Genomic DNA, 1,162 nt, shown 5'->3' with positions numbered 1-1,162 from the left:
GTACGGACAAGGTCATGACGGCCGACGAGATCGTGGGGCGGCTGTGGAGCGGGATGACCCTCGGTATCGGCGGGTGGGGGTCGCGCCGCAAGCCGATGGCGCTGGTGCGGGCCCTGCTGCGGTCCTCCGTCACCGATCTGACCCTGGTGTCGTACGGCGGCCCCGACGTCGGCCTGCTCGCCGCCGCGGGCCGCGTCCGCAAGCTGGTCACGGCCTTCACCACCCTCGACTCGATCCCCCTGGAACCGCATTTCCGGGCGGCACGCGAGCGTGGCGGCCTCGCACTCGTCGAGCTGGACGAGGCGATGTTCATGCAGGGCCTCACCGCGGGCGCCCAGCGCCTGCCGTTCCTGCCGGTCCGCGCGGGCCTCGGCTCGGACGTCCTGCGGGTCAACCGGGGCTTACGCACCATCACCTCGCCGTACGAGGACGGCGAGGAGCTGGTGGCGGTGCCCGCCCTGCGGATGGACGCGGCCCTGGTGCACCTGAACCGCGCCGACCGCTTCGGCAACGGCCAGTACCTCGGCCCCGACCCGTACTTCGACGACCTGTTCTGCGAGGCCGCCGACACCGCGTACGTCTCGTGCGAGCGCCTCGTCGACTCCGCCGCGCTCACCGAGCACGCGGCCCCGCAGACGCTCCTTGTCTCCCGGCACGCCGTGACGGGCGTGACCGAGACGCCCAAGGGCGCGCACTTCACCTCCTGCGCGCCCGACTACGGACGGGACGAGCCCTTCCAGCGGGCCTACGCGGAGGCGGCGGCCGACCCCGCGAGCTGGGAGGCCTTCCGCGAGCGCTTCCTCGGCGGCGGCGAGCGCGACTATCACCTGGCCGTCCGGACCTGGCACAAGGAGCAGCGATGACGCGCACAGGAGCGGCGGACGAGCGGACGACGACCCGCGCGGAGTACTGCGTGGTCGCCTGCGCCGAGGCATGGCGGGGCGCGGGTGAGATCCTCGCCTCCCCCATGGGCACGATCCCCTCCGTCGCCGCCCGCCTCGCCAAGCTGGCCTTCTCCCCCGAGCTGCTGCTCACCGACGGCGAGGCCCTGCTCATCGGCGACGTGCCCGCCGTCGGCGCCGCGTCGGCGGTGACGGAGGGCTGGCTGCCGTACCGCAGACATCTGACGATGGTGATGGGCGGGCGGCGGCACGTGATGATG

Annotated in this window: 1 protein-coding gene and 1 pseudogene; both read left to right on the top strand. The window is 73.3% G+C overall.

Features of this window, described 5'->3' with window-relative positions:
• The coding region (locus tag AB8Z36_RS40290; RefSeq protein WP_369218313.1) for a CoA transferase subunit A at positions 1–863 on the top strand (863 nt) is incomplete at its 5' end.
• Positions 860–1,162, top strand: a pseudogene (locus tag AB8Z36_RS40285) (CoA-transferase); the annotation flags it as partial. The gene AB8Z36_RS40290 and the pseudogene AB8Z36_RS40285, both read left to right, overlap by 4 nt.

The organism is Streptomyces flavofungini (assembly GCF_041028215.1).
Classification (GTDB): Bacteria; Actinomycetota; Actinomycetes; order Streptomycetales; family Streptomycetaceae; genus Streptomyces; species Streptomyces flavofungini_B.
This window is presented reverse-complemented; position numbering and strand designations above follow the sequence as displayed.